Here is a 6418-nt window from a genome sequence, read left to right on the forward strand (position 1 = left end):
GATACGGATGCAGAAAAAGAGGTGAATACCAATACCACCTGGAAGGTGTACACCAATAAAGCCTATACACCCTGCTCTGTAGATAACGGCCGGCGCCTGCACTCTTATATGGTGATAGGCCCTGGTGATCATGTAAAAGCAGCTGATTATCCCTGGAGCTGGGAGCAGCCAAAGTATGATGATAATAGCTGGCCGGCGGCCGTAACTGTCACCACCCCGGAACCTGTGGGTTATGGTTCAGATAACCTGTGGACCCTGGTGCCGCGCAGCATTCCGCTGATGGAGGAAACACCGCAGCGCCTGCAAAAAGTACGGCGTGCACAGGGCATCACGGCAAATGATGATTTCCTTGGCGGTAACGCACCGCTTACCATACCCGCAAATAAAACCGTAAGCATTCTGCTGGATCAGTCTTTTAACACGGTTGCCTATCCTGAGCTTACGGTAAGCAAAGGCGCCGGCAGCACCGTAAAAATGACGTATGCCGAAGCCCTGTTCTCTAACTATAAAAAAGGTAACCGTAATGAGGTAGAAGGCCGGGAGATCATGGGTAACTTTGACATTTTTGAGCCGGATGGCGGGGAGCAACGCAGCTTCCGCCCCCTGTGGTTCCGCACCTACCGTTACCTGCAGCTGGATATTACTACAGGCAATGAGCCGCTGGTTATAAACGATCTGAAGGGCAGCTATACCGGTTATCCCTTTGTACAAAAAGCAAGCTTCAGCAGTAACGATACTTCCCTGAAAGCCATCTGGGATGTGGGCTGGCGCACGGCCCGTTTATGTGCCGGTGAAACTTATTTTGACTGCCCGTATTACGAGCAGCTGCAGTATGAAGGAGATACCCGCATACAATCCCTCATCTCACTATACGTTACCGGCGACGACCGTTTAATGCGTAAGGCCATTCACGATTTTTATTGCTCCCGTGTGCCGGAAGGCCTTACCCAGGGCCGCTATCCCAGCAACCGCCTGCAGGTGATACCACCATTTTCGCTGTACTGGGTATCCATGGTATATGATTACTGGATGCACCGTAAGGATGATGCATTTATACAGCAATACTTCACTGCCATACGCGGGGTGCTGGACTGGTATGAAAAACATATCGATCAGCAAAAGAACATGTTAGGCCCTATGCAATGGTGGGGATTCACTGACTGGAATAATGCATTCCCCGGCGGCACACCGGATGGCGCTACAAACGGTAATTCTTCGATCATTACCCTGCAGTATGCCTATACCTTACAGCAGGCAGCTGCATTGTTCACCGCTTACGGCAAACAGGCGGATGCGCAGCACTACAGCCAGTTAGCCGCCACACTGAATAAAGGTGCCTATGCGCTTTGTTTCAATGCTTCCCGCAATGAAATGGCCAATACGCCCCTGCAAAATACATTCAGCCAGCATGCAGGCATTATCGCCGTACTGGCAGGCGCTATACCTGAAAGCAGGCAGCAGGCTGTGTTGCAGCGGGTACTGGATGATACTACCTTAAGCCAGGCTACTTTTTATTATCGTTTTTACCTGAACCTGGCCCTTAAAAAAGCAGGCATGGCCAACCGTTATTACGCACAGCTGAAACCCTGGCGGGATATGCTGGACATGGGCCTTACCACCTTTGCAGAAAACCCGGAACCTACCCGTTCCGACTGTCATGCATGGAGCGCCAGTCCTAACTACGATTTCCTGGCCACCATTTGTGGCATTATGCCGGATAAGCCGGGATTTGCTGCAGTGAGGATACAACCCGCCATGGGCGAGCTTAACGCGGTAAACGGCACTATGCCCCATCCCAAAGGCAATATAACGGTAACTCTTAAACGAACAGGCAGCAGTGGGGTAGCAGCGGAGGTTACGTTACCGCCGGGCCTTTCCGGGCGTTTTGTGTGGAATAACAGCACCGTTCCCCTGAAGGAAGGAAAACAAAACTTTTTAATAAAAAATTAGGTTTTAAGCAACATTAGTGGTAATTTTTGTTAAAACCACGTTATTATGCATCAGGCAGGTCAATTGCATTGCCGCTATCCCATTATGATTATCTGAGTATCTGTATAAGAAGGAGCAAGACAGGCAGTGGTCGCATAATACACCGGATTTTCTGATCCCTGACCCATAAATAATTTAGCTAATTGCTGGCTTTAGATAAAGAAAGATAATGCAGCGCTTACATGTTAAGAGCTGCACGTTCATAACGTGTTAAATGTACAGCAGGTTTCTGTCAAGTTACCTGCTCTTTTTTTTATCCTAATTCGCTTTTCTTCGATATCATCCAAAGCCCGGCAATCGTGATCAGCGCATTCAGTATCAGCAGCTCAATCCCTATCTGGAAGCCATTGAACCAGCGGGCCGCATTATCACTGAGAATGTAACAGATCACCGGCGCTGCCAGGCAAACGATCAGCACTGCATAACCTTGTTTTACAAGCCGTTTGGAGAAAATACCAAAAGCAAACAGCCCCAGCAAAGGGCCATAGGTATAACCGGCAATTTTCAGGATAATATCAATAATGGATTTATTGTCGATCCATTTAAAGATCATCACGCATAAAAAGAACACAACCGTAAAGGTAAGATGCACGCTGCGCCGTGTTTTTGTTTTGCCTTTTTCATCCAGGTCATCCCGTTTTTTCAGGCCCAGCAGGTCAATACAAAAAGAGGAGGTAAGTGCCGTTAAAGCCCCGTCAGCACTGGGGAACAGCGCGGAGATCAATCCAATAATAAATACAAAGGAGATCACCGGCGGCAGGTAGCTCAATGCAACCGTAGGGAAAAGATCATCTCCTTTAATACCGATCTGCTTACTTTCTGCAAACAGGTACAGCAGGCCGCCCAGCAGCAGGAACAAAAAATTTACCAGCACCAGCACAATGCTAAAGCTCACCATATTCTTCTGTGAATCGCCCAGGTTCTTTACACTGATGTTCTTTTGCATCATTTCCTGGTCAAGCCCCGTCATACCTACAGTGATGAAAGCCCCGCCCAGTATTTGTTTTAACCAGAAGCCGCCGCTGTTCACATCCGGGTTAAAGATGCGCGTATACCCCTTGGCATTTAAAGCCGACATGGTTTCACCAAAAGAAAAACCCAGGCTGCGGGTTATGTACACAATACACACTACCAGCCCTAAAAGCATAAAAGTAGTTTGCAGGGTATCTGTAAATACAATGGTTTTCACGCCCCCTTCAAAGGTGTACAACAATATCATCAGCAATATCACAAACGTAGTAACCCAGAAAGGTACATGCAGGTTATCCAGTATAAACAGCTGCAGCACATTTATTACCAGGTACAAGCGGGCAGTAGCGCCCAGCGTGCGGGAAATAATAAAGAACAAGGCGCCTGTTTTATAGGCCACTATTCCGAAACGCTGTTCCAGGTAATGGTAGATGGAGGTCAGGTGCAGCCGGTAATATAACGGCAGCAGTATGAACGCCACAATAAAATAACCGATAAAGTAACCGATCACCACCTGCATATAAGCAAAGCCGCTGCCGCCCACCGTACCGGGCACACTCACAAACGTAACACCGCTCAGCGAAGTGCCGATCATTCCAAAGGCCACCAGCATCCAGTTACTGTTGCGGTTACCAATAAAAAAAGAATCGTTGTTGGAGTTGCGGCTGGTGATCCAGGCAACTGCCAGCAATACTAAAAAATAAGCGATCACTAAGCTGAATAACAAGGTGGCTGACATGCTGATGGTTTAAATGTTCCCCAATTATATGCTGCTAAAAATAACTTAAAAAACTATTACACATACCACACCTTTGTGGCACACCCTAACGGTTATACCATTAATGCCAGCAGCTCCTCTGCGGTAGGCGCCATGCGCAGGTGCTCTATTTGTGTGGTAGGTGCAAAGGCTTCATCACGCATACGCAGCATATGCTGGTACAGGTGCTCATAAAAATTTTCAACGTTCAGCAGCCCTACCATTTTGCTGTGCAGCGTTAGCTGGTTCCAGGTAATGATCTCGAAGAACTCATCCAGCGTACCAAAACCACCCGGTAATATAATGGCGGCATCGCTCATTTCATACATGATAGTTTTACGCTGGTGCATGGTTTGCACCTCTATCTGCTGCGTAAGGTTTTCATGTTTACGTTCCCGTGTGTTCAGGAATTCAGGTATTACGCCGATCACCTTACCGCCGTTCTCCAGCACACTGTCCGCTATAACGCCCATCAGTCCGGCCTTTCCGCCGCCATATACCAGGTTAATGTCCCGCGAAGCCAGTAGGTATCCCAGCCGTGAAGCCTCCCGTGCATAAGCCGGGTGCATGCCCAGGCTGGATCCGCAAAAAACTGCCATGTTCTTAGTCATAGGTATTGTTTTTTAGTCCATGGTCGATGGTCCATAGTCCATGGCGTTTTACATGATTACAGGTCCACAGTCTACAGTCCACGGTCCACGGTCCATAGCATTTTACATAAATTACATATTCTTCAACAACAGCCTAAGCGCATTACCCTGTACCACACGCCCCACGCAGCAGGCAATGGACCATCGACCATGGACCGTGGACAGCTGCCGGCGGACGATCGTCCGCCGGCAGCAACTAATTTCCAAATCTAATAGTTAAATACCTAAATTGTATATTGTTAAATCAATATAGCACTAACAATGAACACTACTTTAAAAAATCTGAAAGAGCGAGATTGGACAGAAACCAAAGCCCATTCCAGCTGGCAAATATTCAAGATCATGGCCGAATTCGTAGAAGGATTTGAAGCCCTGGCCAAAATGGGACCCTGTATATCAGTATTCGGATCAGCACGTACAAAACCGGGTAATAAATATTATGACCTTACCGTGGAAATAGCCCGGCGCCTGGCAGAAGATGGTTTTGGTATTATTTCCGGCGGTGGCCCCGGCGTAATGGAAGCCGCCAACAAAGGCGCACAGGAAGCCAAAGGCAAATCTGTAGGTGTGAACATTACCCTGCCGCATGAACAGTTCCCCAATAAATATGTAGACTACGACAAGAATCTGCACTTCGATTACTTCTTTGTACGTAAAGTAATGTTCACCAAATATGCCCAGGGCTTTGTAATGATGCCCGGTGGCTTTGGTACCATGGATGAATTTTTTGAAGTAGCCACACTCATCCAAACAAAGAAAATGACGGAAACCCCCATGGTGCTGGTAGGTAAAGAATACTGGAGCGGCCTGCTGGATTGGATCCGTAATGTAATGATGGAAAAGGAAAGCAACATCAGTCCTGAAGACCTGGGCCTGCTGAAACTTTTTGATACCGCCGATGAAGTGGTGGAGTATTTCCGTGTATTCTATACTACCAACAAATTAAGGCCGAACTTTTAGTTGGCAGTTTTTTAGTTGGCAGTCAGCAGTGGGCAGTTGGCAGTCCGGGGATGGTTTATCAAATAAATTGCAGGTTATCCGTACCGTTAGACTCCTAACTGTATCAGCAATCAGACTGCCCACTGCCAACCGCCAACTACCCACTATCAACTGGCAACTGCCAACTAATTTCCGTAGGTTTGCAGAAATTTTTTCCAGCTTATGGACGTTATACCTGCAGCAGTGAATGCATTTGCGGAAAATTACACCAGCCCGGAAAATGACGTGCTGCACCGCCTTCACCGTGAAACATACCTGAAAGTGGAGCAGCCGCACATGCTGAGCGGGCATCTGCAGGGGCAATATCTGTCTATGGTAAGCCATATGGTACGGCCGCGCCGCATACTGGAAATAGGCACCTACACTGGTTATTCTGCCATATGCCTGGCACAGGGCCTCACCACAGACGGCCTGTTATACACACTGGACATTAACGAAGAAAGAGAGGAATTGTGCAGACGTTATTTTAAAGAAGCAGGACTGGAAAATAAGATCCGGTTACGCATAGGAAAAGCCGCTGAGATTATCCCGCAATTACAGGAAACATTTGACCTGGTATTTATAGATGCAGATAAGCAGGGATATGCCAACTACCTGGACCTGGTATGGGAACAGCTGAGGCCCGGTGGTTTTATACTGGCTGATAATGTGCTTTACCACGGTGAAGTGCTGCAGAACGAAAGCCAGCAAAGCGCCAACGCCAAAGCCATGATCGCCTTTTGCGAAAAAGTAAAAGCCGATGCCCGCGCAGAACAGGTGCTGCTCACCATTCGGGATGGTTTGCTTATGATCAGAAAAACTAAATAATGTGCAAATGTTCAGATGTACAAATGAATGCCAACCGCTTCAATCCATCTGCACATTCGCACATCTGCATATTTGCACATTAAAAAAACTCCTCTTCATGCAAGTAAGAAAATTTTGGTTAGTGGTTAGTTTTCTTATCGGCTGCATGCCTCTGCTGAAAGCGCAAACCAAAACCATGACAACGGAGCAGTACATTGCTACGTACAAGGATATTGCCATTGACGAAATGCGCAATTCCGGCATACCC

General features: G+C 47.5%; 5 protein-coding genes. 3 read left to right on the forward strand and 2 right to left on the reverse strand.

What is annotated here, in order from left to right; all coding sequences use genetic code 11:
• Nucleotides 1-1950 (forward strand): alpha-L-rhamnosidase C-terminal domain-containing protein (locus VIM87_RS15450; RefSeq protein WP_331997859.1); only part of this gene is annotated, 1950 nt, incomplete at its 5' end.
• A 292-nt stretch (nucleotides 1951-2242) separates the two neighbouring features.
• Here the strand turns inward: VIM87_RS15450 and VIM87_RS15455 are convergent.
• Both VIM87_RS15455 and VIM87_RS15460 read right to left on the reverse strand, forming a co-directional pair.
• On the reverse strand, nucleotides 2243-3697 hold the full coding sequence (locus VIM87_RS15455) for a sodium:solute symporter (protein ID WP_331997860.1): 1455 nt from the start codon (nucleotides 3695-3697) through the stop codon (nucleotides 2243-2245).
• 92 nt (nucleotides 3698-3789) lie between these two features.
• Nucleotides 3790-4326 (reverse strand): TIGR00730 family Rossman fold protein, encoded by a 537-nt coding sequence (locus VIM87_RS15460; protein ID WP_331997861.1) that lies wholly within the window; start codon nucleotides 4324-4326, stop codon nucleotides 3790-3792.
• Between the two features lie 300 nt (nucleotides 4327-4626).
• Here VIM87_RS15460 and VIM87_RS15465 point away from each other — a divergent pair, with 300 nt between their 5' ends.
• A complete protein-coding gene (locus VIM87_RS15465) occupies nucleotides 4627-5325 on the forward strand; it encodes a TIGR00730 family Rossman fold protein (protein ID WP_331997862.1) in 699 nt (232 codons plus the stop codon).
• A 201-nt stretch (nucleotides 5326-5526) separates the two neighbouring features.
• Nucleotides 5527-6171 (forward strand): O-methyltransferase, encoded by a 645-nt coding sequence (locus tag VIM87_RS15470; RefSeq protein ID WP_331997863.1) that lies wholly within the window; start codon nucleotides 5527-5529, stop codon nucleotides 6169-6171.
• Nucleotides 6172-6418: the final 247 nt, after the last annotated feature.

This window comes from Chitinophaga sp., assembly GCF_036569125.1.
In the GTDB taxonomy this organism is placed as follows: domain Bacteria; phylum Bacteroidota; class Bacteroidia; order Chitinophagales; family Chitinophagaceae; genus Chitinophaga.